The following is a 26,186-nucleotide window of genomic DNA, read 5'->3' as shown; positions in this document are numbered from 1 at the left end:
GGTGAGGCGCTGCATGCCGCGTCGGGTGTCCGCTCACCCCGCGGCGCGTGTGAGGCAGTAGAGGGTGGTGATCTCGCGAGAGCGCGCCATGTGCAGCGGGTCCGAGGTGTCCTTGGACTTGGAGTGTCGGGCCGCGGTCGAGCGGCTCCACTTCACCGTCAGGCCGCAGCGGGCGAACTGCTCCTGGAGCCATCCCTGGGGGCGCAGGCCGAGCAGGACCGCGAGGTCGGAGAGGATGAGCAGCCCCTCGCCGCCGGGCGTGAGCGCGTCTGGGAGCCCTTCGAGGAAGCGCCGCAGGAACTGGTTGTCCTCGTCGAACACCGCGCGGTCCACGCGGTTCTTCGGGGGCTCCGGAATCCACGGCGGGTTGCACACCACGAGGTCCGCCTTGCCCTCCGGGAAGAGGTCCCCCTCGGTGACCTGGAAGGACTTGCGCAGCCCCAGCCGCTCCGCGTTCTCCCGGGCACAGGCCACCGCGCGGGAGTCGATGTCCGTCGCCTGCACGGACGAGGCGCCTCGCTGGAGGAGGAGGAACGAGAGCACACCCGTGCCCGTGCCGATGTCGAACACGCGCGGGCCCTTCAGCGTGGGGAGCGAGAGGAGCAGCTCCACGTAGTCGGTGCGCGTGGGCAGGTACACGCCGTAGTGCGGATGGATGAGGCCGGTGAGGCCGGGCACCGACAATCCCTTGCGCCGCCACTCCGCGGCTCCGAGCATGCCGAGCAGTTGCTTGAGGGGGACGACGGTGAACTCCGTCTCGGGCTCGCCCCAGACCTGTCGGCAGGCCAGGGCGACGTCGGGTGCGCGTGAGAGTGCGAGCCGGTAGTCGCGGTCGAGTGACACGACGATGCGCGACAGCGTCTCGTGCTCCAGTTGCCGCGCGCGGCGCTCGGCGCGGAACGCCTCCAGGGGAGTGCGGGCGTTCGACGCGCGCTCCAGTCGGCGGCCCAGCGCGCCCAGCAACTGCTTCGCGTTGTGGAAGTCGCCGGAGTACAGCAGGAACTCGCCTCGGCGGACCCGCTTGAGCGCCGTGTCCGCGCTGAGCCGGTCGTCCACCGGGTGCAGTCGGGCAGGAGAGGGCTCATCGCTCTCCGAGCGCCAGGTGAACGGGGCGCCAGCAGGCAGCGGTGCGGCGGGGGCGACGGTGGGCGCCGGTCCCTTGGGCGGGGGAGCGGTTCGAGGGGGGCGTGGCATGGACCCGGTGGGTAGCACGTCCACGCGCGGGTGTGGAGACAGCGTGCGGAGAGGGGCATGAGGCCCCCCTCCGCGTCGCCTTCGTCACGGAATCTCGGGCGGGCAGTAGATCGCGCAGTTGCCAGGACCCTGCGGGAAGCAATCCTCCGGGCACGTCGCCCGGGTCTCCGAGCCATTGCAGATACCGTCACCGCAAACCATGCAGTCCGCCGGGCAGAGCTCACCTGACTCACAGACGTTGTCCCCGCACGTCATCTTCCGGAGCCGGAAGGTCTGGTAGCAACCGCCATAACGGTTGTCCATGTCGAGCGTGAGGGAGACGGGGTTGATCGACGTCACCGTGTGCAGCCCCGCGTTCTGGCACTGGCCATTGTGGCGGTCGGCGTCGAAGCGCACATCGAGTGCGATGTCATCGCGGCCGGAGATGCTGAACGTCTGCACGCATCCGCCATAGGCATCGGTGGTGTCGATTCCCCAGGGACCGGTCCAGTCGAGCGTCGGGCCGATGGGAACGACGTAAGTCCCGGGGTTGTCGCACTGCCCGCTGGCAGTCGGGCTTCCCTGTCCATAGAAGCTGACCGTCAGCATCAGCCCGCTCAGCTCACCATACGGGTCCTGGATGCCGAACTTCTGCCAGCACCCCTGCGGCCGGGAGTCGGTGTCGAGGCGAATCTGGCTCGTCCACTGGCCCAGGCCTCGACCTTCGGAGACATTGAAGCCATTACACTCGGGGGAAGCTCCGCTGTATGCGCGAAAGTCATGCCAGAACTCGGCGCCGCCGAGCGCATCGCCACGGGTGCTGGTCGCGTCAGACTCCAGGCTTTCTTCGGGAGCCGCCACGCCGCAGCTGGTCGAGAGGAGGGTCGCTGCCGCGAGCATGGTCGAACGGATGATGTGGGTCTTGAACATGAAGTTTTTTCCTGGGGTGTGGCGGACTCATCGGGTTGGAGTGCGCTGCAACGCTTTGCGGCAGGATTGCCCAGGCGTCACGGGCGCATCCTGCGTCGCAAGGGATTGCATCGCCAGGACATCCTATGATTGGGCAAATCATGAAGTCGAGAGAGTCGCCTGTTCCCCAGGGGAGTCCATGGTGACATCTGTCGTGGGTGTGTGGCTTTGGCGCTCGTTGAATCGCAGACAGGGTGTCTGGATGTGTCGGCGAGCGGCGGGGTGCGCGATTCCCTCGCCAGGTCAGGGGCACCTCCGAGCTCGATGGCGGAACGCCCCGCGAGCGGCACCCGTCAGGCAGCCAATCGCCCGCCCCGGCGAGCGAGCGATTTCAGTTGCGTCGCTGAAATTGCGAGTCAATATTGAAATGGAAAATGAAGGAGAGCACGTGACGACGAGCGTGACCGAGAAGGTGTACCGACGGGGCCCGTTCCCCGTGAAGTTCCGCTGCCTGGAGGTGCTGCGGGTGACGCCCGTCACCCCGCATGTGGTGCGCATCACCCTGGGCGGCCAGGACATCGAGGGCTTCCACAGCGAAGGGGCCGATGACCATGTGAAGGTCCTGTTCCCGGAGCAGGGCAAGCGCAAGCCCGTGATTCCGACCATGGGCCCCACCGGCCCCCAGCTCCAGCCCGGTGAGAAGAAGCCCGACTCGCGCGACTACACGCCGCGCCGCTACGACTCCACCACCGGCGAGCTGGACCTGGACTTCGTCCTCCACGGCTCCGGCCCCGCATCTTCGTGGGCCGCCCAGGCGAAGCCCGGCGACATGCTCGGCGTCGGCGGCCCGCGCGGCTCGCTCTTCGTCTCCAATGACTTCGACTGGTACCTGCTCGCCGGCGATGAGACCGCCATCCCCGCCATCGCCCGCAGGCTGGAGGAGCTGCCCGAGGGCGCCCGCGCCATCGTCTTCGTCGAGGTGGCCGACGCCAGCGAGGAGCAGCCGCTCACCACCCGCGCCAACGTGACGCTCACCTGGCTGCACCGCAACGGCGCCGAGGCGGGCTCCACCGGCCTGCTCCACAAGGCCATCCGCGAACTCGACTTCCCGCCCGGCGACTACTTCGCCTGGGTGTCGGGAGAGTCATCGGAGATGCGCACCATCCGCGAGCACCTGCTCAACGAGCGCGGCACGCAGAAGAGCTGGGTCCGCGTCACCGGATACTGGAAGCGCGGCCACGCGGACCACATCCACGATTCCAAGTGAGACACCCCTCGGGGAGGCCAGGTACTCCGGCCTCCCCGAAGGCGAGCCTTACGCGGGCTTCGCGAGCGAGCGCAGCACCTCGCCCGCCATCTCCACCGTGTAGTCGATCTGCTCCTCGGTGTGCGCCGCGCCGATGAAGTTCACGTCCCGGCGCAGCAGGATGCCGCGACGGGCCATGCCACCCTGGAACGGCGTCATCCGCTTCGCGTGCTCGGCCATGTCGGGCGAGTAGCGGAAGAAGGGGATGGCGTCGTAGCCCAGCACGCGCAGCGACGAGCCCGCCGCCTCCGCCTTCTGGTTGATGCCCTCGCGCAGCCTGCGGCCCAGGTGCGAGACGTGCTTCGCCGGGTCGTTCTGCTTGTAGTGCTTGAGCACCGCCTCGCACACGGCCAGCGTCAACAGCTCACCGCCGAAGGTGGTGGAGACCTGGAGGTCCGCGAGCTTGGAGAGGTACTTCTCCGGGCCGGAGATGGCCGACAGCGGCATGCCCGCGGCGATGCTCTTGGACATGCAGCAGATGTCCGCCCTCACGCCGAAGAACTCCTGCGCGCCGCCCAGCGCCAGACGGAAGCCCGTCACCACCTCGTCCATCACGAACATCACGTTGTGCGCCGTGCACGCCGCGCGCACCTGCTTCATGAAGTCCGCGGACAGCACGCGGTTGTACGGGATGGAGAGGATCACCGCCGCCAGCTGGCCGGCCTGCTTCTCGATGGTGGACAGCAGCACCGCCTCGTCCGGCGGTGTGAAGAGCGGCAGGCGCGTCGTCAGGCCCGCGATGGCGGCCGGCACTCCCGGCGTGTCGAACATGAAGTGGTCGTGCCAGCCGTTGTAGCCGACCGTGATGATGCGCTCCTTGCCCGTCACGTAGCGCGACAGGCGCACCGCCGCGGACGTGGCGTCCGCGCCCGTCTTGAAGAAGCGCGCCTGCTCCGCGCCCGGCACCAGGTCCAGCAGGGCCTGGATGGACGTCACCTCGACGGGCGTGGGCAGTGAGTGAAGGACCCCTTCCTCCAGGTGCTTGCGAATCGTGTCCACCACCGCGGGGTGGTTGTGGCCCAGCATGTTGGCGCCGAGGCCGCTGATGAAGTCGATGTACTCCTGGCCGTCCACGTCCTCCACCAGCGCGCCCCGGCCCTTGGCGAGGAACACGGGGAAGGAGCCGGGGGCGAAGTGCTCCGGCTTCTTCATCATCGACTGGGTGACGCCGGGGACCGTCTTGCGCGCCTCGGCGAGGAGCTGGTTCGAGCGCTCCAGCTTCATCTCACCCTGGATGGGGCGAGGGAGGGACGGGTGCTTCTGGGTGGGCATGTCCATGGGGCTTCCTTTGAATCGAGGTGCTTCGGGTGCTGCGTTCCAGGGAGAAGGTTCGAGGCTCACGTCGTCGCCGTCTTCAGGGCCACCGCGCTCCGGCCGAACGTCCACAGCAGGCCGAGCGACAGGAGCGTCACGGCCACGGCCATCCACCCCACCTGCCCGAAGCCGACGAGCGCGCCGTCCGGAGCGGTGGAGATGAGGAGGCCGCTCACCCACGCGGCGAGCCCCGAGGCGCCGTCGCTCGCGGCCATGTTGACGGCGAGGAACCGGCCGCGCAGCGAGGGCGGCACGCGCGATGACACCAGCGCGATGGTCGGGATGGCGCGCGTGGACGTCACCGCCATGAAGAGCACGAAGGCCGCCGTCACCACCGGCAGCGAGGACGAGGACAGGTGGGTGAACAAGAGGTGCGGGCCTACGGTGCCCACCAGGAGCCACCCGAGCATCCGCCCCGCGCCCAGGCGGTCCGTGAAGCGGCCCACCAGCTTCGCCGCCACCAGCGTGCCCGCGCCGCCGCCCAGGTACACCCACGGCAGGTCCGTCTGCGCGAGGCCCAGGTTGCCCACCATGAAGGTGCCCAGGTACGGAATCAGCAGGAAGCTGGCGAACACCACGAAGAAGGTCAGCACCCAGCCCAGCGCCACGCCCGGAGACGCCAGCGTCGCCAGTGGATTGCCCCGGGGCTCGTGGGCGCCGCGCGTCAGGTGCTGCACGACGGGCGGGAGCACGCGCCACAAGCCCAGCCACATCACGAGCGCCAGCGCGCAGATGGCGAAGAACGGCGAGCGCCAGCCGAACAGGTTCGCGATTCCCAGGCCCAGCGGCACCCCGGCCACGGCGGACAGGCCAAGCGCGGACATCACCGTGCCGATGGCCCGACCCCGGCGCTCACCCGGCACGACGTCCGCGATGATGGCCATGATGACCGCGCCCATCAGCCCCGCGCAGGCCCCCGCCAGCGAGCGCGCCACCAGCAGCGACACGAACCCCGACGCGAAGCCGCAGGCCGCGGTGGCGACGATGAACCCCGCGTAGATGGCCAGCAGCGTGCGCTTGCGGTCGAACCTGTCCAACCAGAACAGCCCCAGCACGCCCATGGCCGCGGAGGCCAGGGTGTACGAGGAGACCATCGCGCCGAACTGCGCCGTGGTCAGGCCGAAGCGCCGGATGAACTCCGGCCCCAGCGGCATGATGATCATGAAGTCCAGCAGGTGGCTGAACTGGACCCCCGCGAGCAGCAGGGCCAGCACTCGCTCCTGACGGGGTGGAGAAGCGGCGTTCACGAAACACTCCATCGTCACGGGCCCGCGGCGGTCGCGCGGGCGAGCGTCTAGGGGCGCACGAAGCGCACCCGAATTGGGGGAGAGACAGCCGCGTGGGGACGACCCTCGCGGTCCAATGCGGTGTCGAAGCGCGCCTTGCGAGCGCACGCGAGCGCGGCCTGGCCGAAGCCGTGGCCCGGGTCCGAGACGAGCTCGGCGGACGTCACCTCGCCGTACGCGTCCACGGAGACGCGCAGCACCACCGTCTGGTCATCGATGCGCAGCGTGTCGGCTTCCTTGGGCCAGGGGCAGCTCCAGCTGCGCGCCGAGAGCTGGATGGAGCGCGCCCGGCTTCCACCGGTGCCCGTGCCCTCGCTGTCACCCGCGGGCACCGTGTTGACGGCCGTGGTGGAGCGGCCCGTGGAGGCCGTCACACCGCCCGCGTAGCGCGGGGCATCGCCGGTCGTCATGTCGAAGTCGGTGAAGTCGAGCGGCGCGGCGGGCTCCTTCGCCGTCACCACGGCGCCCGCCCGAGCGGGCTCGGCGCGAGCGGGGCGGGCGGCGTCTCGCGGAGCGGGGCTCGGCGTCTTCACGCGCGGCGCCGGCGGGTCCGCGCGGGCGACGCGTTGGGGAGGCGGGGGCGGCGGGGGATTCAGGTCCACCTCGTGGTCCACCTGGATCACCTGCTTGCGCGGGGCGGCCACGGGCGGTGGTCGCTCGGAGGAGGACCTCCAGCCGTGCCACGCTACGACTCCAACGGTGGCGTGCACGAGGCCGGAGATGAGCAGCGTCCACGCGAGGCCATGGCGGCTGCGTCGCGGGGGCGGCGGTCCCAGGATGATGCTCGCGATGTCGTCGTCGCGACGAGGCGCGGGCTCAGGGAGTGACACGCCCGTCCTCCGCCGTGAGGGGGGCCTCGGTGGGCTCCGGACGCACGGTGCCGAAGGCGACCTTGGTGAGCCCCGCCTCCTTGAGCTGGTCCAGCACGAAGATGACCCGGCGATGGGGGACGGCGCCGTCCGCCTGGATGACCGCGCGCAGCTCCGCGTCCTTCGCCAGCGCCTGGCGCGCGCCGTCCCGCAGCGCGACGTCGGAGACCTCCTCGCCGTTCACCAGCACCTGGCCCGTGGAGGTGAGCGCCACCGCGTAGACCGTCTGCACGTGCTCGCTCTGGGCCGCCTTGGGAAGGTCCAGGGGCACGGCGGGGCTGTCCACCAGGCGCGCGGTGACCATGAAGATGATGAGCAGCACCAGCATGATGTCCACGAGGGGCGTGACGTTGATGCCCTCGATCAACCCACCGCGAGGCTGCGTTCCGCCGGCCATGCTCAGGCGCCTCCGTTCCGCTCACGGGCGGAGACGTAGGCCAGCACCAGGTTGGTCAGCGCCTCCGCGTCCGCGAGGATGCTGGCGATGCGGCGCTGGAAGTAGTTGTAGGCGGCGACGGCGGGCAGGGCCACGCCGATGCCGACGGCGGTGGCCACCAGCGCCTCGGCGATGCTGCCCATCACCGCGTTGGAGGCGACCTGGCTGGTGCCGGAGGGCGCGCCCTGCGTCTTGCTCAGCGCCTCGAAGGCCAGCAGCACGCCGATGACGGTGCCGAACAGGCCGATGAACGGCGCGTTGTTGCCCAGCGTGCCCAGGAAGGCCAGCCGGTTCTCCAGCGTGGAGCGCTCGATGGCGAGCGCGCTCTGCATGCCCTTCTCCGCGGCCGTCATGCCCTGCGGCGCCAGCCTCAAGCCCGCGCGCGCCACGGTGGCGCCCACCGACGTGCGCTTCTCCAGCTTGGAGATGGCGGCGGGGAAGTCGCCCGTGGACAGCGTCGCCTCCAGCGCGCCGGACAGCTCGCGGACCCGGTCCTGCTTGGTGCGGAACAACCACCAGCGCTCGAGGATGATGCCCAGGCTCACCAGCGACAGCGCGAACAGGAGCCAGAGCACCCAGTTGGCGCCCCAGTGGATGAAGACATCCTTGACGATTTCGACGATGTGCATGGGTCGGGTCCTCGAGGTCGTCGGTGGGGCGCGGTGCAGCCCCGGAGGCAGCCTGTGTGAAGCCGGTGCCTCCGGGGTCAGCCCGCCAGGACTTCAGCGCAGTTGCAGGAACGAGAAGATGAGGCCGTCGGAGCTGAAGACCAGCTTGCCGCTCTGGTCCGTGAGCTCACGGAAGTGGGTGAGCGAGGAGTTGTTGGTGAACTCGGTGAAGAGCAGGCGGTTGTCGTCCGCCTCGTAGAGGAACGTGCTGCCGGAGGAGGCGGGGAGTGTGTTCACCGCGGTGGCGGTGAAGGTGCTCAGGTTGAGCTGCCAGAACTTCCAGGCCGGGGCGCTGGCGACCAGGCGCGGGTGGGCCTCCGGGTCCACCGTGTAGCCCTGCTCGTCCAGCACGCGCAGGTAGGCGGTGCCGTTGGGGCCGCGCAGCAGCGAGCCCGTGGTGGTGCCGTTGGTCAGCCCCGACAGCTCGCGGTAGAAGTTCGCGTCGAACGCGCCGCTCTCCGGGTTGAAGCGGATGAGGCAGGGCGTCGCGGCCTTGTCCGCGCCCTTCAGGCGGTTGACGGCGGAGCCGTACGCCTCGGTGGCCAGGTACACCTGGTTGTCCGGGCCGACGACGCTGTCACGCACCCAGCCGCAGCGGTTGTCCGTGACGACCTTGACCGAGTCGTTCGTGGTGTCGATGACCACCACGCCGGCCTGGTTGATGACGGCGATGTCCGCGCTGGGGCGCCAGGCGATGGGGATGATGAGGCGGGTGCCCACGCGCACCGGCATGGTGGAGAAGGACGTGAGCGCGCCCTCGATGGCCAGGCCCGGCAGGGGGATGGCGCTCGTCACGGACATCGCGGTGGGGTTCCACACGATGATCTGCGCCGTGTGGGCGTCCACGAAGTACGCCTTGGTGTCGGAGATGAACTGGAACTGGTGCTGGTACTCCTCGATGTTGTCGATGCCGCGGCCCTTGAAGCTGACCTCGCCGTCGGACTCGAGCTTGCCCTTGGCGGTGATCTTGAACCGCTCGACCTTGGCCTCCTCGCTGTGGCTGACGAACAGCACGCCCGCCTTGCGGACGCCGGAGCCGAGCGCGCGGCCGGGAATCTCCACGGCGTCCTTGAGGGAGATCTTCTCGGTCTGGTCGACCGAGCGCAGCAGCGCCACGTAGCTGATGGCCTCGCCGTCGACGCTCGACTGGGTGATGGCGGCGTAGAGCGGGCCGTCGTAGTCGGCCTCGTCGGAGTCCTCGTCGTCACCGCAGCCCGTGAAGAGCGACAGCGCGAGCGCCGCGGCGGTGATGCGCGGCAGGGGGAAGAACGAACGGACCTTCATGGGGGGATTTCCTTTCACGACGTTGCGAGATGAAGCGTGGGGACTGAGTCAGAGCTCGGCGACCAGCTTGGCGGACACGCCGCGGCCAGGGCGTTGCACGCCGAAGAAGTCCATGGCGGTGGCATCGGTGAGGTTGCGCACGTCGACCGTCCAGCTCAGCGTCGCGCGAGCGGTCCGCGTGACGTACGTGACGGCGAGCGAGTGCAGCAGCTGCGAGGGGATGCGCGACTTCGAGTCCTTGCTGCCCAGCCCCTCCCAGCCCCGGTAGAAGGTGTTGACGAAGCGGGTGTGCCAGGACAGCGACAGCTCGTCGCGCGCGGAGGCCAGGCCGCTGAGCTGGAAGCGGGCGCTGCCGTTGGCCAGGAGCGAGGGCCGGCCGGGCAGGCGCTGTCCGTCGAACGCGCCGAAGTTGCCCTCGGAGGAGGCGTTGCGGATGTCCTGGAAGGTCGCGTTGCCATCCAGCGAGAGGTACTGGCCTGGCGAGGTCCACCCCGCCGCGCCCGTGGCGCCCAGGATGCGGGCCGCGAAGACGTTCTGGTAGGTGAAGTAGCCCTCGCGGCCGATGGGCATGATGAACTGGTCGGTGAGGCGGGCGAAGCCCAGCGCGCCGCCGCGGAACGTGCCCCGGGGCGTCTCGCCGCTGTCGAACGCGAGCTCCAGGTTGACGTTGTGGCTGGTCTCCGGCTCCAGGGTGAGGTTGGAGTCGATGAGCATGCCGTCGCCGAAGATCTCATCGGGGCCGGGCAGGCGCGTGGCCCACTCGTACGCGGCCTTGGCGGTGAGCCGGGGCGTGACGTGGTAGCGCAGCGAGTCGCCCACGCCGAAGTTGAAGGTGTCCCGGTCGACGGGTGCGAAGGCGCCGCTGGCGCTGATGCGCTCCGCGCGCGCCAGCTGCACGTAGCTCTTGGCGAAGGCGATGTTCTCCAGCCGCTCGTCGAATGCATCGAGCTCGTGCTCGAGCCCCGTCACCAGGTTGAACAGGCCGCGGTCCCCCGTGAGCGGATCCTGCTGTCCCAGCCGCGCCAGCGCGCGGTCCTCTCCGGCGCGCGTCACGTACGTGGGCGCCACGGCCAGGCGCAGCATCTGGTCCGGAGCGAAGGTCCACCCGGCGTTGGCGCGGACGAACGCCGTGTGCTGTCCCACCCGCCGGTCGATGGCGCGGGACTGCAGCTCCCCGGGCTGGGGCAGGGTGAGGATGCAGCGGCCGAACCAGTCGTAGGCGCAGGAGCCCAGGTCCGTCAGCGAGGCGCGGCGGTAGACGTAACCCCCCACGGCGTCCAGCACGAGGTCGCGCGCGGCGAGCTGCTCGAAGCGGAGCGTGGCGCCACCGGAGCGGTTGCTCGTGTCGATGTCGCCATACGCGTTGCTCATGGTGGCGTCGTGCTGGACCTCCTTGGTGGAGGCGGAGCCGAAGACGCGCAGGCTGAGCCTGCGGGCCCAGGGCCGGTTCAGCACGCCGACCTCCACGCCGCCGCCGCCCGCGCGGAAGGCGTCATGGAAGCGCGGCAGGCGCGCGTCGTGGATGCGGCCCTCGGCGTCGTCCACCTTCACGTCCACCCGGTAGTCGTTGGGGCTGGAGTCGAAGAAGCCGCTGGCGCGGACGAACATCCCGGAGCCGGTGCCGTGCTGCGCGCTCGCCGTCACCCGGTGCGTCTCGAACGAGCCCAGCTCATACGAGGCCGAGGCGCCCGTGCGCTGGAGGTTCTCCGAGGTGACGATGTGCACCGCGCCACCCAGCGCGTCCGCGCCGAAGCGCGCCGGCACCACGCCCTGGTACAGCTCCATGCGCTGGACCAGGTTGACGGGCACGTTCGCGAAGTCCGGGCCGAAGCCGGCGAGCTCCAGCGGGACGCCGTCGATGAAGAAGCGCACCTGGTCCTCGGACAGGCCCGCCAGCGAGAAGCGCGCGCGGCTGCCCAGGCCCCCTCCACGCCGCACGTCGACGCCCTCGGTGCGCGCCAGCGCCTGGGCCATGTCCACGGCCTCGCGCTGGAGGTTCTCCGTCTCGATGGCCTTCACCGACTCGGCGGATCGCCGCCGACGGTTCGCCACGGACTCGCCCTCCACCGTGACTTCGATGGCCTCCTGGGTGACGTCCACGGGCGCGGTGGTGATGACCGGCGGTGGCTCGGTGGTCTCGCCCGGAGAGGAAGGCCCCTGCGGCGCGGGCTCCTCCGATGCGGTCGGCTCGGAAGCGACGTCGCGCGCGTGGCCGGGAGCCTCCGTCACCACGGTGGGCTCGGGGGTGACGCGGAGCCGGAACTCGTAGCTGTAGGCGATGCGCGAGGGGACGGCGACCCCGTCACGTCGCGCGGGCTCGAAGCGGAAGCGCAGCGCGGCATCCTTCGCCGCCTCGTCGAAGCCGTGGCCCTGGGGTTCCAGGACCTGCGCCTCGATGACGCCGCCCTGGTCATCCAGCGTCAGCTTCAGCCGGACGGTGGCCTCCAGCCCGGCCTGCTCCGCCTCGGCTGGGTAGGGCGCCTCGATGAAGGTCACCAGCCTCGGCGGCACCACTGACGGCGGCGGTGCCTCCGCGCCAGGAGGGGGCCCAGCGTCGACCTGCGCCCACACGGGCAGCGGCGCGGCCAGGCACGCCAGCAACGCCGCGCCCTGGAACACGCGCCCCGCTCCACGCCGGGTGTGGATTATGAAAATGGTTCGCATTTTCATTTTCGAGGCCGTTTATTCCCGGGGTGCCAGTGATGTCAAGGGTTGGGGGTTGAGTCAGGCTGCACGGGCATGGGGAGACTTCATGTCCCGGAGCTTTTCCGCGACCATGAAGGAGAGCTGGAGCGCCTGGTCTCCGTTCAGGCGAGGGTCGCAGTGCGTGTGGTAGCGGCTGTGGAGGTCGTCCTCGGTAACGGCGAGCGGGCCGCCCAGGCACTCGGTGACGTTCTGGCCGGTCATCTCCAGGTGCATGCCGCCGGCGTGGACGCTCTCGGCGGCGGCGACCTCCAGGAAGGTCTTCACCTCGGAGAGGATGCGGTCGAAGGAGCGCGTCTTGTAGCCGTTGCTGGCCTTGTGGGTGTTGCCGTGCATCGGGTCGATGGACCAGATGACGGGGCGGCCGTCGCGGCGGGTGGCGGTCATGAGGCGCGGCAGACAGTCGGCGACCTTGTCGGAGCCGAAGCGGCCGATGAGCGTGAGGCGGCCTGGGAGGGCGTCCGGGTTGAGGGCGTCCATCAGGCGCAGCAGGTCATCGGGCTCCATCGTGGGGCCGCACTTGACGCCAATGGGGTTACGGATGCCGCGCATGAACTCGACGTGGCCGCCGTCGAGCTGGCGGGTGCGCTCGCCAATCCAGAGCATGTGGGCGGAGCCGTCGTACCAGTGGCCGCTGGAGGACTCCTGGCGGGTCATCGTCTCCTCGAAGTTGAGGAGCAGGGCCTCGTGGCTGGTGAACAGGTCCACGGGGATGGGGGACGGCGTGTTGTGCTCGGCGGTGGGGCTGAGCGCGTTGATGAAGCACAGCGACTCGAAGATGGAGTCGGCGAGCTTGCGGTAGCTGTCGGCGCCGGGCGTGCCGGCGACGGAGTCGAGCGACCACTGGTGCAGGTTGCACAGGTCCGCGTAACCGCTCTGGGCATAGGCCCGGAGCAGGTTCAGCGTGGCGGAGGACTGGTGGTAGGCCTTGAGCAGGCGCTTGGGGTCGGGCGTGCGCTCCGCGGCGTCGAAGTCCATGCCGTTGATGATGTCGCCGCGATACGCGGGGAGGGTGACGCCGTCGAGCGTCTCCACGGGGCTGGAGCGCGGCTTGGCGAACTGGCCGGCGATGCGGCCCACCTTCACCACGGGCCTGCCGCCGGCGAACGTGAGCACCAGCGCCATCTGGAGGATGAGGCGGAAGGTGTCGCGGATGTTGTCGGAGGTGAACTCCTTGAAGCTCTCCGCGCAGTCGCCGCCCTGGAGCAGGAAGGCCTTGCCCTGGGCGACCTGGGCCAGGGCGGAGGTGAGCCGGCGCGTCTCCGCGGGGTTCACCAGCAGGGGCAGCCGGGACAGCTCGTCCTCGACCTGCGTGAGGGCGCGCGCGTCCGGATAGTCCTCCGGCATGTACTTCACGGGCTTCTGCCGCCAGGTGCGGGGGTTCCAGGTTCGGTTCATCGGGAGGGGGCCGTTTCCAGAGGGGTGCCGGACGTCGCCGGCAGCAGGCCGTTCGCGACGCAGTAGGCGAGGTATCGGAAGAAGAGGGGGCGGTCCGCGGGGGGGCAGGTGATGGCCGTGCCCTCCAGGGCGTGATGGAGGCGCTGACAGCGGATGGGCCCCAGGCCGAACGCGGGTTGGGAGTCACCGGAGCGCAGGTCGAAGAAGGCCAGCGTGGTGGTGTTGTCGGCGGTGCCCGCGCGCTCGGCGACCTGGGCGCGCCACTGGGGGACGGGGAGCAGGTCCACGGGGTAGCCGTACTCGCGCACCCAGCGGAACAGGTCCGGCAGGCGCACGTCGGGGACGGGCGTGACGTTGAACACCGTGCCGGGCGTGGCCGTGCGCGACAGCTTGACGATGGCGCGCGCCACGTAGTCGACGGGCGTCCACGTCTCGCCCACCTCGAGCATCGGCAGCGTGCGGGCGGGGATGCCCGCCAGGAGGATCCGCCAGACCAGGTCCTGCGGGTTGACGATGGCGGTGTCGGTGGCGCCGACGACGCGGCCCAGCCGGTACACGGCGACGGGCAGGCCCCGCTCGGACGCCTGTTGCACGAGCCGCTCCGCGACCCACTTGCTCTGCTGGTAGCCGTCGCGCAGGCCGGGGTGCGCGGGCACGAAGTCCTCGGGCACCTCGGGGCTGACATCGGCCTGGGGCGCCACGGCCAGCGTGGACACGTAGTGGAAGGGCTTGGGCCGCACGGCGGCGGCCAGCCGCAGCAGCTCGCGCGTGCCCCGGACGTTGACGGCCTGGAGGCTGCCGTACTCTCGCACCACGCTCACCACGGCGGCGTTGTGCAGGATGACGTCGCACTCGGCCGCGAGCCCATGGAAGCGCGCGCTATTGAGACCGAGCGAGGGCTGGGTGAGGTCCGACGGGAGCGCGAGGACGCGCTCGCCGAGGCCCTCGGTCGACAGCCGCTGTGACGTCATCGCCGCGCGGATGCGCTCCAGGGCCTGGGCTTCGTCCTTGGCGCGCACCAGGCACACCACGCGCGCCTGGGTCTGGCGCAGGAGCTGGTCGAGCAGGTGCGCGCCGACGAAGCCGGTGGCACCGGTGAGCAGCACCTGGCGGGGCTCGGGGAACAGCGCCTCGAAGGTGCGCGCGGCTCCCGTCGTCGCGGGAGCCGCGAGGCGGGGGACGATGTCCTCGGACAGCTCGGCGTCCGCGAGCATCGTCGTGCTCGGGCCGGAGGTGTCGTGGCCGCTGGACTCGCCGTGCTCCAGTGCCTGGGCGAGTGCGGCGGCCGTGGGGTAGCGGAACACCGTGGCGACGGGGACCTCGCGGCCCAGGGCGATGCCCAGGCGGTTGGCCACCTGGATGCTCTGGAGGGACTGGCCGCCGCGGTCGAAGAAGTCATCCTGCGCGGTGAGGCCCGTGGCGCCCAGGACCTCCTCCCAGATGCCCAGCACCACGCGCTCAAGCTCCGTGGTGGCCTGCGCCGTCCGGGTGGCGGGGTCGACCACGGCTGCCTTGCGCAGCTCGGCGCGGTCGATCTTCCCGGTGCTGGTGCGAGGCAGTCGCTCCACGAACACGATGGCGCCGGGCACCATGGGGGCCGGCAGGTTCGCGAGCAGGTGCTTGCGCAGGTCCGCGGCGGACGGTGCCGGTGACTCCGCGACGATGTGCGCGCACAGCCGGCGAGCGCCACCCGGGAGCGTCTGGCCCACCACGGCGGCCTCGCGCACGCCGGGGTGGCCGAGCAGCACCGTCTCCACCTCGGCGGGGTCGATGCGGTGGCCGCTGATCTTCAGCTCGTCGTCCACGCGGCCGACGAAGACCAGCTGTCCGTCCTCGCGCATCCGAGCCTTGTCGCCGGTGCGGTAGGCTCGGGGCTGGCCGGGCAGCGCGGCCAGCGAGATGAAGCGGGCCTTGTCCAGCTCCGGGCGTCCCAGGTAGCCGCGCGCGAGCGCGCCACCCAACAGGCACAGCTCGCCCTCGGAGCCCCGGTCGACGATGCGACCGTGCGCGTCCACCAGCGCCGCGCGCACGCCGGGCAGCGGCACGCCGATGGGGACCTCGTCACGCTCGGACGTGAGGCCGTTCGCGTCAGCGAGCGAGGTCGTTGTGTCCGAGCGCATGCCGGGCGGCGGCACGCCGATGGGGACCTCGTCACGGTCGGACGCGGAGCCATTCGCGTCAGCGCGCAAGGTCGTCGTGTCCGAGCGCATGCCGGGCGGCGGCACGCTGATGGCGACCTCGTCACGCTCGGACGCGGGGGCGTTCGCTTCACCGCGCGAGGTCGTCGTGTCCGCGCGCACGTCGGCCATCGGCAGCTCGGACGTGGGGGCCTTCGCATCGCTGAGCGAGGCCACCGTCGCCACCACCGTGGCCTCGGTGGGGCCGTAGGTGTTGAGCAACTCCACGCTCGGGCCCACCGTGGCGCGCCAGCGGGCGACCCGCTCCGGGAGCGCGGCCTCGCCGCCGATGATGACCGTGCGCAGGGAGGAGGGCAGCTTCGCCGCGCCCGTGGACACGGCATAGGCCAGCTCGTGCCAGAAGGCGGTGGGCAGGTCGAGCACGGTGATGCCGTGGGCCGCGCAGGCCTCGAGCAGGCGCGGCACCGACTGGAGCATCTCGTCGGTGCGCAGCACCAGGCGTCCACCCACACACAACGTCAGGAAGACCTCCTCCACGCTGGCGTCGAAGTGCAGCGGCGCGAACTGGAGGACCCGGTCCTCGCGGGTGAAGCGGTAACGGTGCGTGGCACCCGCGACGAAGTGCGCCAGCGCGTCGTGGGAAATCTGCACGCCGTTGGGCTGGCCCGTGGAGCCGGACGTGTAGATGACGTACGCCAGGTGCTCACCGGCGGCGCGCGTGGGCTGCTCGGCGACGGCGACGTCGCGCCGCTGGATGTCCAGGTGCCCCGAGGCGCGAGGGCTCGCATCGGTGGCCTCGACGGCATCGGAGGGGAGCACGAGCAGCGAGGGCGTGGCGTCCTCGAGGATGGCCGAGGCGCGGGACGCGGGGCCGTTCGGGTCGAGCGGCAGGTAGCCCGCGCCAGCGCGGAGGATGCCCAAGGACGCGATGATGGCGTCGAGCCCGCGAGGCACCTTCACCGCCACGGGGGTGTCGGCGCGCGCGCCCTGCTCGATGAGCCGGGCCGCGAGCGCTCCGGAGGACTCCCACAGCTCGCGGTATGTGAGCCGGAACCCGCCGTGCTCCACGGCGATGGCGTCCGGCTGCTCGCGGACCTGCTGCTCCATCAGCTCGAGGACGGGCCGGGGCGCCGTGGGGAGCGGGCCGCCGTCGAGCAGCGAGGCCTCGGCGGAGGAGACCCCCGCGCCCTGGCCACGCACGGGCGCATCCGGCGCGCCCAGCCAGGTGTCGAGCGCCTGGAGGAACTCGCGCTGGTGGCTGTCCACCGTGCGCGCGTCGTAGCAGGAGGGGTTCGCGTCGAAGTCGACGCGCAGGCCGCCGCCGTCGGAGCGGGCGTACATGCCGATGGAGAGGTCCTCCACCGGGCCCGCGGAGACGTTGTGCGCGATGCCGGGCAGCCCCGCGAAGCGCAGGCCGTAGTCGAACGGCATGATGTTGACCACGGGCCCGAACAGCTTGCGCTGACCACCCACGCGGCGCAGGTCGCGGCGCAGCTGCTCGTAGCGGTAGCGCAGGTGCGGCCGGGACGCCTTCAGCTCCGCGGCGATGTCGCGCGCCAGCGACGCGAGCGAGGCGTCCGCCGCCACGGGCACGCGCAGGGGCACGATGTTCATCGCCATGCACGGCACGCGGATCGCCGCCGAGCCCAGCCGCGTCATCACCGGCAGCCCCAGCACCACCTCGGGCGCGCCCGTGCGCTGGTGGATCCACGCGGCGGCCGCGGCGAGCACCAGGTCCGGCCACGTCAGGCCCACCTGCTTCGCCACGGTCTGCATCCGCTCCACGTCGACCTTCTCGAGCTGCCGCGTGGCGCGGACGAAGGTGGCGGACATGGGCGCGGGCGGGGCCAGCGTCACCGGCAAGGGCGCGTCCGTGAGCCGGCCGACCCAGAACTCACGGTCCTTCTCGAGCTGCGGCCCCGCGCGGTACGCGGCGTCCTCGTCCAGCACGGGACGCAGGGGGCCGAAGCCCGCGGGCGCGGCCTTTCCCGTGACGCGCGAGGTGTAGAGGTCCGCCACGCGGCGGGCGAGCAGCGAGAAGCCGAACCCGTCCATCGCGATGTGGTGGACGCGCTGGAACCAGAACCAGCGCTCGGGACCGGCCTTGAACAGGACCTGCGCGAAGAGGGGACCACGGGTGAGGTCCACGGTGCGCGTCAGGTCCTCGCGCATCCACGCCTGGGCGGCGGCCCACGGGTCCTCGGCGGACGTCAGGTCGACGTGCTGGAGCGCCCAGTCCACCCGCGGCGTGACCTGCTGCGAGGGGCCCGCCTCGGTGGTCTCGAAGCGCGCGTGGAGGGCCTCGGCCTCGGAGACGGTCTGCCGGACGGCGGCCTCGAAGTGCGCGGGGTCGATGGCGCCGCGCAGCTCGATGCACTCGCCGGCGTTGTAGATGGGGCTGGCGAGGTCGAGCTGCTGACCGACCCAGATTCCGTGCTGCGCCGCGGAGAGCGGCCAGGGTGCGGCGTGTGATTCGGGCATCGCCAGATCCTTCTGGGGGGACGTCGAGCGGGAGCGAGGTGGAGGAGGCCTCGCTCCGTCAGCGGTGCACTACGAGCGGGCGGACACCTGGACGCTGCTGGCGTCCGGGAGCGGGAGCGTCATGGCGCCGAGCATCGAGTACCACTCGGTCAGCGTGGGGCGTTCGGCCAGCTCCACGAAGGAGGACTCGAAGCCGTAGCTCCTCCAGCGCTCCACCAGGCTCATCAGGCGGATGGAGTCCAGGCCGAGCTCGAGCAGGTTCGCGTCCTCATCCACCTCCTGCACCGACTGCTGGAGCATCTCCGCGACCTCCGCGCGAATCTGCTGCCGGGTCAGGCGCGGGAGCGTCGTCGGCCCGGGCGCGCCCAGCATCTCCAGGACCTGCTGCGTGGTGGTGGTGACCGCGCACAGCTTCGCGGCGTAGTTGAGCGCGAGGTGGTGGTGGTCGAGCGAGAAGTCACCCAGCGCGTCCGCGACGAGGAAGGGCTGGATGTGGCTCATGAAGCCGTCGCTGGCCGTCTGCAGGCAGCCGATGTGCGCGTAGATGCCGCAGATGATGAGCTGATCCCGCCCGAGCGCGCGCATCGTGTTCAGCAGGTCCGTGCGGCGGAACGCGCTGTAGGTCCACTTGGTGAGCTGGAGGTCGACGTGGGTGGGCGTCAGCTCGTCGATGATCTTCTTCTGCTCCGGGGCGTCGGGGATGCCGCCCCCCCAGAAGTCCAGCAGGAGCCCGCGCTGCTCCGGCGTCTGGCCTCCCGGCTGCGCGGAGTACGCCACGGGGATGCCCATCGAGTGGGCGTGCTGGCGCAGCCGCTGGATGTTGGGGACCAGCTCCTTCACGGGCGACTGGCCCGGCGTGAAGGCGTTCACGAAGTAGTGCTGCATGTCGTGGATGAGCAGCACCGCGCGCTTCGGCTCGAGCTTCCAGGCGACCTTGTTCTTGGGCAGGTCGGCGGCGCCGGGCATCGGATAGGGGGAGATGGCGGGGAGCGCCATGGGGGAAGAGCCTTTCTGGTGCGGACGTGGGGGGAGTGGGCTTCAGCGGGGCGCGTTGGGCTGACTGAGCTTCTCGCGCAGCGCCTTCTTGCTGACCTTGCCGACACCCGTCTTGGGGAACGCGTCGAGGAACTCGACCCGGTCCGGAATCTTGAAGGCCGCCAGGCCCCGCTCCCGCAGGAACGCGGTGAGCGACGTGGCCGGAGGCGGCGTGCCGCGCGGGATGACGAACGCGCAGGTGCGCTCGCCCAGGAACGCATCCGGCATGGACACGACGGCGGCGTCGTGAACCGCGGGGTGCGCCAGCAGGTGGTTCTCCACCTCTTCGGCCGCCACCTTGTCACCGCCGCGGTTGATCTGATCCTTCGCGCGGCCCTCGACCACCAGGTAGCCGTCCGGCGTCATGCGCACCAGGTCTCCGGTGCAGTAGAAGCCGTCGGGGGTGAAGGCGCGCGCGTTATGCGTCTCCGCCTTGTAGTAGCCGCGGATGGTGTACGGCCCGCGCGTGAGCAACTGGCCCGTCTCGCCCACCGCGACGTCCTGCCCGTCCTCGTCGACGATGCGAAGCTCGTCGTCCACGCAGATGGGGCGGCCCTGGGTGTTGACGATGCGCTCCTCGGAGTCGTCCAGGCGCGTGTAGTTGACCAGGCCCTCGGCCATGCCGAAGACCTGCTGCACGGTGCAGCCCAGCGTGGGCTTCACGCGCGCGGCGGCCTCGGCGCTGAACCTGGCGCCGCCCACCTGGAGCACGCGCAGGCTGGACAGGTCATGCCGGCGCGCCTTGGCCGAGTCCATCCACACCATGGCCAGGGGCGGCACCAGGGCGGTGATGGTGACCTTCTCCTTCTCGATGAGGGGGAAGGCCACGTCGGGGCTGGGGTGCAGGGCCAGCACCGCGGTGCCACCCGCGTAGAACGTGCCGAACACGCCCGGCGAGCTCATGGGGAAGTTGTGCGCCGCCGGCAGCGCGCACAGGTACACGCTGGAGGTGTCGAGCTGGCAGATCTCCGCGCTGGCCCGGAGGCTGTAGATGTAGTCGTCGTGCGTGCGCGGGATGAGCTTGGGCACGCCCGTGCTGCCGCCGGACAGCTGGAAGAAGGCGACGTCGTCGGGGCGGGGCTCGGTCAGCGCCACGGGTTGAGCGGCGTACAGGCTCTCCAGCGAGGTGAAGGGGCCCGCGTCGCCCACGACGAGGACGTGCTTGAGTGTGGGCGTCTTCGCCTGCACGGAGGAGGCGAGGTTGCGGTAGTCGAAGCCGCCGTGGCGGTCCGCGATGACGTAGGCGACCGCCTCGGTGAACTCGCAGAAGTAGCCGATCTCCGAGCCGCGGTGCGCGGGCAGGGCGAAGACGGGCAGGGCGCCCAGCCGGAACAGCGCGAAGCACACCTCGTAGAACGCGGCGATGTTGGGCAACTGCACCACCACCCGGTCCTGCGCGCGGATGCCCAGGCCGTGCAGGCCCGCGGCGAGCTGGTCCACGCGCGCGTCGAGCTGCCGGTACGTGAGCCGCTCGGCGCCGGAGACCAGCGCGGTGAGGTCGCCGTGGCGCTCGGCGCGCTCGCGCAGGAGCTTGCCGAAGGTCTCCCCGCGCCAGTAGCCCGCGGCGCGGTAGCGCGCGGCATATTCCTCCGGCCAGGTGGGGCAGCCGGGGAGCCGGGACGCGGTCGTGCTCATGGCTTCACCTCGGCGCCCTGGCCCAGGCCCATGGCCTGGAGCATGGTGCGGAACTTGGCCTCGGTCTCCGCCAGCTCCGACTCCGGCTTGGAGCCCGCGACGATGCCCGCGCCCGCGAACAGCCGCAGCGAGCTCTCGTCCGCCTCCGCGCACCGGATGGTCACCGCCCACTGGCCGTCGCCGTTGGCGTCGCACCAGCCCACGGTGCCCGTGAAGTAGCCCCGGTCGAACGGCTCGATGTGGCCGATGGCCTCGTGCGCCAGCTCCGTGGGGAAGCCGCACACGGCCGGCGTGGGGTGCAGCGCCATCGCCAGCGTCAGCGAGGAGATGGACGGGTCGGCGATCTCCCCGACGATGCGGCTGGACAGGTGCCACATCGTCTGCGTGCTGACGAGCGACGGCAGGGCCGGCACCTCCAGCGTCTTGCAGAACGGACGCATCGCCTCCGCCACCGCGTCGATGACCACCGCGTGCTCGTGCAGATCCTTGGGGGACTCGAGGAGGCGGGCCGCCCGGGCCTGGTCCTCGACGGGGTCCGGGCTGCGCGCGGCGGAGCCCGCCAGCGGGTTGGCCACCACCTGCATCCCGTTGCGAGACACGAGCAGCTCGGGGCTCGCGCCGATGAGCGTGCGCCGGCCCTCGCCCGCGCTGGCGCCGGGCAGGTCCACGGCGAAGGTGAAGCCGGACGGGTTGCGGCGGGCCAGGTTGTGCAGCAGCCGCTGCAGGTCGATGGGCGTGGTGGCGCTCAGGTGCAGCGAGCGCGACAGCACCACCTTGCGCAGGGGGCCGCTCTGCATGAGCTTGAGCGCCTGGGCCACGCCGTCCAGGTACGCGGCGGGCTCCGGCACCGGGCGCACCGTGTAGCTCTGCGGGAGGACGGGGTGCGGCATGGCCACGTCGTCGAACACGAGCGGGCCGGCGCGCTGGAGCGTCATCGGCACCACGAGCTGCGCGGGCGCGCGGCCGACGAAGGGCACCGCGCCCACCGCCACCGGGATGTCATGGTCCGCCTGGCGCGCGTCGCTCAGCACCTTGGCCACGCGCTCGCCCAGCCGCTCCAGCGAGCTCTGGCCGCCCACGTGCGGCACCGTGGCGAAGGTGCCCCGCGCCAACAACGTCCGGCGTGGCGAGGCGAAGAAGAAGGAGGAGCCGGCCTCGTAGCTCTCGAGCAACTGCGCCGCCAGCTTCTGGGGTGCCACTTCGGTCGTCTTCACAGCCAACCTCCAGTCGCGGAGGACCCGGAGCACGCATCGGACGCGACTCCCGTGGCCTTCCACTGTTTCAATCGTGAAACAAAGGTAACAAGTCGAACAGAGAACCACGGGTGCCCGGCGGGGGCGGGCACGTGCTCAGGTGCCCAGGGTGGCGCCGCCGTCGACACACAGGTCGTGCAGGGTGATGTGGCGCGCGCGGTCCGACACCAGGAACTGCACCGCGTGGGCGATGTCTCGCGGGTCGGCGATGCGCTTGAGCGGGATGCCGACGCGGAAGGTCTCGGAGGAGCCGGCGATGACGGCCTGGGCGCCGTTGGCGTCCTTCCACATGCCCCGCTGCATGTCGGTGTCCGTGGAGCCCGGAGACACCACGTTGCAGCGGATGCCGTATTGCGCCAGCTCCAGGCCCAGGCACTTGGTGAACATGGTGGAGGCGGCCTTGGACGCGGCGTAGGCGCCCATCCGCAGCCGGGGCGTGCTGGAGGCGTTGGAGGCCACGGTGACGATGACCCCCTCGCGCCGGGGGACCATGCGACGCGCCACCGCGCGCGAGACATGGAACACGCCGTTCGTGTTCACCCCGAAGGTCGTCGCCCAGTCCTCGTCGCTCAGGTCCACGATGGAGGACATGCGCAGCACGCCCGCCACGTTCACCAGGATGTGGATGGGGCCCAGCTCCTTCTCGATGCGCTCGACCGCCGTCTCCACCGCCGCGGCGTCACTGACGCTGACCGGCCATGCGCTGGCCTTCTGTCCCCGCGCTCGCAGCTCCGCCACCAGCGCCAGCAGCCCCTCGGCGTTCGTGTCGAGGGCGGCGATGGTCGCCTCGGGGGCCAGCACCCGCGCGACCTCGGCGCCGATGCCCCGCGCCGCGCCCGTCACCAGTGCCACCCGCGGTGTGTCTCCCATCGAGTCCGTCTCCTTCGTCCTGGGCCCGAGGGTCCGTCCAGAGAGTGGGATAATGAGAATGGTTCTCATTATCGTTATTGGACGTCTAAGTGCCATGCGCAATCGAAGGTGTCAAGGGTGGTGACACGGTGCGCGAAGGTTGCGGAGTATTTCGGGGCGCCTTCCGGTGTGAGGTTGTCTTCCATCACCGGGACGTGGGGCGGTGGTGTCTGTCATCCCCGCGTTGTTTCGTTTGACGCCCGAGGACCCGGCGGCAACCGCCAACAAGGCCTCGGCCGGGCCGTCCTCCCGAGGGAAGGGATGGGGGTTGGCGTCCCGCGGCGGGCGGGAAATGCATGTGGGAATCCCGTAGTACCGGCGGGCTGCTGGGAGGAAGTTTTCTTCCCAACGACAATTCCGGACGGTGGAGACGTCTGTCATACGTATCCACTCTGTGTCCGAGGGGGGCATGACGATGAGCCGGTCCACCGCATTGCCAGTCGTGTCTCCGGATTCTCGGAACCCCGAGAATGACGGAGAGGGGCCTCCGGCGGTGCCGACCATCCCTTCAAGAGACCGGGAGCCGGTGGGGCGGGCTCCACTCCCCGTGTGGACGCGGTTCCTGCCGGCGGGGCGGGTGGTGGTGCGCGAGGGAGACCCGGGCTCGTCGATGTTCGTCATCCTGGAGGGGCGGGTGGGGGTGTACCGGGAGCCCGCCGGCGCCGAGGCGCGCATGGTGGGGCAGCTGTCGGGGGGGCACTTCTTCGGCGAACTGGCGCTGATGACGAAGTGTCCGCGGACCGCGAGCGTGGTGACGATGGAGCGCACCGTGCTACGCGAGCTGACCCGGACGGGGCTGGTGCTGATGGGCGCGCGTCACGGGCTGGAGGCGCCGGTGGTCGAGATGCGATGCCGCGAGCGGTTGCTGGAAGATGCGTTGCGGAGCAGCCCGCTGCTGCGCGGGTTGTCACCGGAGCTGTGGGCGCAATTGGGCAGCGCGCTGGTGCCCTGTTCCATCGGCGCGGGGGAGACGCTGCTCACGCGCGGCGTCCCCGGCGAGGCGCTCTACATCCTGCTGCGCGGCAGGTGCGCTGTCTTCCACACGCACCCGGATGGTCGTGTCACCCCGTATCCGGACATGGGGGAGGGCGCCATCTTCGGCGAGGTGTCGTTGCTGCGAGGACGGCTCGCGACGGCGACGGTGAAGACGCTGACGCCGTGCACGTTGCTGCGCCTGGACCGTGACGTGTTCCGCAAGTTCTTCTGGGGACAGGCGGAGATTCGTCGTGCGCTGGTGAGCCTGGGGCTGGAGCGCATGCACCGGACGATGGACGTCATCGTCAACCCGTCGGAGTGAAGCGCGCCTCCGTTCAGCGCTGAGCCTGGTTGATCGCTCGAGTCATGTGCGGGCGCGTCACACGCATCGCGTCGGACGTGCCCGCACGGGTCGCGTATCCAGGTGTGGGGCAATTTTCCGAGTGCCCTGACGCGAACGCTTCAGCCCGGGTCCCGCGCACACCACGCTCGGAAGTGTGAACCGCACGTCCTTGTGGGGAGGCTGCGTGCAATTACACCGGTTTTGTATGTAAGACATGTTTTACCTGGACTCCCCTCCCAGGCCCCTCTCTCATGACCCAGCCACGCTCCCAGGACCTTCGCGTTGAGCGCAGCGTCACCCGTGCGATGGAGCCCCGCACCGAGACCGAACGCGCGGTGGCGCTCATCTGGAGTGAGGTATTGAACATTCAGCAAGTGGGCGCGCTCGATGGCTTCTTCGAGCTGGGGGGCCACTCGTTGCTGGCGACGCAGGTGTTGTCACGCATCCGGACGGTGATGCGCGTGGAGGTGTCGCTCCAGGAGATGTTCGACCTGGGGACGGTGGAGGCGCTGGCGGGGCGCATCGACGCGTTGGTGGCGCTGCGGCCCGGAGAGGTGCTGGAGCCGGTGCGCGCGTCGCGGGAGCGGCCGTCGTCGCTGGTGCCGTGCGAGCGGCAGGCGGAGTTGTCCTTCGCGCAGCAGCGGCTGTGGTTCCTGGACCAGTACGCGCCGGGCAGCGCGCTCTACAACCTGCCGGCGGCCATCCGGTTGGAGGGCACGCTCGATGTGGCCGCGTTGGAGCGGGCCTTCACGGAGCTGGTGTGTCGGCACCAGTCGCTGCGCACGGTATTCCCGGCGCGGGATGGGCGGCCGTTGCAGGTGGTGGCGCACGCGGGCAACGCGCCGATGGCGCTGGAGGTGGAGGACCTGCGCTACCTGCCCGCGTCGGAGCGCGAGGCGCTGGGGCTGCGCGCGGTGCGCGAGGAGGCGCGCAAGCCGTTCGACCTGGTGCGAGGGCCGCTGTTGCGCGCGCGCTTGCTGCGGCTCCAGGAGAGCGAGCACCTGGTGGTGGTGACGATGCATCACATCGTCTCGGACGCGTGGTCCATCGCGGTGCTCATCCGGGAGATGGTGGCGCTCTACGAGGCCTTCAGCGCGGGCCGCGCGTCCCCGTTGCCCGAGCTCCCCATCCAGTACGTGGACCACGCGGTGCGGCAGCGCGACCGGCTGCGTGGCGAGGCGCTGGAGCGTCAGGTCGAGTGGTGGCGCAAGCAGCTGGACGGAGCTCCTCCTTCGCTGGAGCTGCCGACGGACCACCCTCGCGGCGAGGACACGTCGAACCCGGGCGCGGTCATCAAGGTGACGCTGCCGGTGGGGCTGGTGCGGATGCTGCGCGGCTTCTGCCGACAGGAGGGCGCGACGCTGTTCATGGGCCTGCTCGCGGGGCTGCAGGCGCTGCTGGCGCGCTACTCGGGGCAGGACGACATCTGCGTGGGGGCTCCCGTGGCGGGGAGGACCTCCGCGGACACGGAGGGGTTGATCGGCTTCTTCGTGAACACGCTGGTGCTGCGCACGAAGCTGGAGGGGGAGCCGACGTTCCGTGAGCTCCTGAAGCGGGTTCGGGAGACGACGCTGGGTGCGTACTCGCACCAGGACGTGCCCTTCGAGAAGCTGGTCGAGGTGCTCCAGCCGGAGCGACAGCCGAAGCGGACGCCCTTCTTCGAGGTCGCGCTGGTGCTGGTCAACACGCCCATGGCGGCGCTCGAGAGCCCGGGGCTGCGCTTCCGTCCGCTCGATGTCGACAGTGGCACGTCGAAGTTCGACTTCACGCTGACGTTGAGTGAGTCCCCCGCGGGGCTCACGGGCACGCTGGAGTACCGCACGGACTTGTACGAGCCCGCGTCGGCCGAGCGCCTCGTCGCGCACCTGGAGCGGTTGCTGGAGCGCGCGGTGCTCGCGCCCGATGTCCGGCTGTCCGAACTGTCGCTCCTCACGGAGTCGGACCGGCGGCTCGCGCTGGAGAGCTGGAACCCCGCGCCGTCGGAGACTCGCGTCGAGGTCTGCGCGCACGAGCTGGTGGAGGCGCAGGCGAGGCGGACGCCGGAGGCGGTGGCGGTGGTGTGGGGAGGGGA

18 protein-coding genes are annotated in these 26,186 nt (G+C 70.7%); 3 read left to right on the top strand and 15 right to left on the bottom strand.

The features are described 5' to 3' along the window. Positions 1-33: 33 nt before the first annotated feature. Together K8625_RS42265 and K8625_RS42260 are read right to left on the bottom strand one after the other, a co-directional pair. Complete coding sequence (locus tag K8625_RS42265; protein WP_255653384.1) at positions 34-1,194, bottom strand: class I SAM-dependent methyltransferase; 1,161 nt, start codon at positions 1,192-1,194, stop codon at positions 34-36. Between the two features lie 84 nt (positions 1,195-1,278). Beyond that, the gene (locus K8625_RS42260) at positions 1,279-2,103 is read right to left on the bottom strand and encodes a hypothetical protein (protein WP_141332466.1); all 825 of its coding nucleotides are present in this window, start codon (positions 2,101-2,103) and stop codon (positions 1,279-1,281) included. A gap of 406 nt (positions 2,104-2,509) precedes the next feature. On the opposite strand from K8625_RS42260, the gene K8625_RS42255 reads away from it, so the two are divergent. Then, positions 2,510-3,349: a siderophore-interacting protein gene (locus tag K8625_RS42255; RefSeq protein ID WP_223785916.1), complete on the top strand. Its 840-nt coding sequence runs from the start codon at positions 2,510-2,512 to the stop codon at positions 3,347-3,349. Positions 3,350-3,397: 48 nt separating this feature from the next. Here K8625_RS42255 and mxcL read toward each other — a convergent pair whose 3' ends face one another. The 13 genes from mxcL to K8625_RS42190 all read right to left on the bottom strand — a co-directional run bounded on the left by mxcL (position 3,398) and on the right by K8625_RS42190 (position 22,758). Then, entirely contained in the window at positions 3,398-4,666 is a 1,269-nt protein-coding gene (gene mxcL / locus K8625_RS42250; RefSeq protein ID WP_223785915.1) for a myxochelin B biosynthesis transaminase MxcL, read from the bottom strand. Between the two features lie 59 nt (positions 4,667-4,725). Then, positions 4,726-5,949: a myxochelin export MFS transporter MxcK gene (mxcK, locus tag K8625_RS42245; RefSeq protein ID WP_223785914.1), complete on the bottom strand. Its 1,224-nt coding sequence runs from the start codon at positions 5,947-5,949 to the stop codon at positions 4,726-4,728. A 47-nt stretch (positions 5,950-5,996) separates the two neighbouring features. Then, positions 5,997-6,818, bottom strand: a complete 822-nt coding sequence (locus tag K8625_RS42240) for a TonB family protein (RefSeq protein WP_223785913.1) — start codon at positions 6,816-6,818, stop codon at positions 5,997-5,999. Continuing rightward, on the bottom strand, positions 6,805-7,254 hold the full coding sequence (locus tag K8625_RS42235) for a biopolymer transporter ExbD (RefSeq protein WP_223785912.1): 450 nt from the start codon (positions 7,252-7,254) through the stop codon (positions 6,805-6,807). Before K8625_RS42235 ends, K8625_RS42240 begins: the two co-directional genes overlap by 14 nt. Positions 7,255-7,256: 2 nt before the next feature. Then, positions 7,257-7,922, bottom strand: coding sequence for a MotA/TolQ/ExbB proton channel family protein (locus K8625_RS42230; RefSeq protein WP_223749103.1), 666 nt, complete (start codon positions 7,920-7,922; stop codon positions 7,257-7,259). A gap of 93 nt (positions 7,923-8,015) precedes the next feature. Beyond that, entirely contained in the window at positions 8,016-9,245 is a 1,230-nt protein-coding gene (locus K8625_RS42225) for a hypothetical protein (protein WP_223785911.1), read from the bottom strand. A gap of 48 nt (positions 9,246-9,293) precedes the next feature. Next, on the bottom strand, positions 9,294-11,909 hold the full coding sequence (gene mxcH / locus K8625_RS42220; RefSeq protein WP_223785910.1) for a TonB-dependent siderophore myxochelin receptor MxcH: 2,616 nt from the start codon (positions 11,907-11,909) through the stop codon (positions 9,294-9,296). A gap of 60 nt (positions 11,910-11,969) precedes the next feature. Beyond that, a complete protein-coding gene (locus K8625_RS42215; protein ID WP_223785909.1) occupies positions 11,970-13,346 on the bottom strand; it encodes a class II 3-deoxy-7-phosphoheptulonate synthase in 1,377 nt (458 codons plus the stop codon). Next, positions 13,343-17,965 (bottom strand): thioester reductase domain-containing protein, encoded by a 4,623-nt coding sequence (locus K8625_RS42210; RefSeq protein ID WP_223785908.1) that lies wholly within the window; start codon positions 17,963-17,965, stop codon positions 13,343-13,345. Before K8625_RS42210 ends, K8625_RS42215 begins: the two co-directional genes overlap by 4 nt. 69 nt (positions 17,966-18,034) lie before the next feature. Next, on the bottom strand, positions 18,035-18,961 hold the full coding sequence (locus tag K8625_RS42205) for an isochorismatase family protein (protein ID WP_223749098.1): 927 nt from the start codon (positions 18,959-18,961) through the stop codon (positions 18,035-18,037). Between the two features lie 42 nt (positions 18,962-19,003). Next, entirely contained in the window at positions 19,004-20,635 is a 1,632-nt protein-coding gene (locus tag K8625_RS42200; RefSeq protein ID WP_223785907.1) for a (2,3-dihydroxybenzoyl)adenylate synthase, read from the bottom strand. Continuing rightward, positions 20,632-21,849, bottom strand: coding sequence for an isochorismate synthase DhbC (dhbC, locus tag K8625_RS42195; RefSeq protein ID WP_223785906.1), 1,218 nt, complete (start codon positions 21,847-21,849; stop codon positions 20,632-20,634). The genes K8625_RS42200 and dhbC overlap by 4 nt, the downstream gene beginning before the upstream one ends. 135 nt (positions 21,850-21,984) lie before the next feature. Then, positions 21,985-22,758: a 2,3-dihydro-2,3-dihydroxybenzoate dehydrogenase gene (locus K8625_RS42190; protein WP_223785905.1), complete on the bottom strand. Its 774-nt coding sequence runs from the start codon at positions 22,756-22,758 to the stop codon at positions 21,985-21,987. Positions 22,759-23,344: 586 nt separating this feature from the next. Here K8625_RS42190 and K8625_RS42185 point away from each other — a divergent pair. Further along, entirely contained in the window at positions 23,345-24,094 is a 750-nt protein-coding gene (locus K8625_RS42185) for a cyclic nucleotide-binding domain-containing protein (RefSeq protein ID WP_223785904.1), read from the top strand. 380 nt (positions 24,095-24,474) lie between these two features. Continuing rightward, on the top strand, positions 24,475-26,186 hold a 1,712-nt coding region (locus K8625_RS42180), incomplete at its 3' end, for a condensation domain-containing protein (protein WP_255666424.1).

Source organism: Myxococcus sp. AS-1-15, assembly GCF_020037055.1.
In the GTDB taxonomy this organism is placed as follows: Bacteria; Myxococcota; Myxococcia; order Myxococcales; family Myxococcaceae; genus Myxococcus; species Myxococcus fulvus.
Note: the sequence above shows the minus strand (reverse complement) of the source record. Positions and strands in the feature narration are given on the sequence as shown.